This window comes from Bacillus sp. mrc49, assembly GCF_002803435.1.
In genome coordinates, this window is the sequence record NZ_PHNG01000041.1 from 1 (window position 1) to 365 (window position 365).

Below are 365 nucleotides of genomic sequence, written 5' to 3' on the forward strand. Positions count from 1 at the left end.
TATAGTAGTGGAAGTAAAAATTCCATCGGAGAAAAATCCTACACGGGTCATACAGCAGTTTTATCAACCACAGATTATTATGTTATTGAAGCGTCAAAAACCAAAAATAATGGAGCGAAAGGCCATCATTGGAATCGTAGTAATTTGTGGGGGGGGGGCTAGTGGAATTAAGCAACTTAAAGTAACAAGTAAGCTAGGGAAAGATGCTACTGCTGCTGAACGTAAAAAGGCAGTAAACTACGGTAAGGATCAAATAGGAGAACCATATAAATTAAAAACCACTATATGGTCAACGGATGCCTGGTATTGTTCTAAATTAACAAATGCACAATGGGATTATGCAGGGTATAACTTGCAATCTTCAA

At 37.5% G+C, this 365-nt stretch carries 1 pseudogene; it reads left to right on the forward strand.

Features of this window, described 5'->3' with window-relative positions:
- Window positions 1-365, forward strand: a pseudogene (locus tag CVN76_RS00360) (hypothetical protein); the annotation flags it as partial.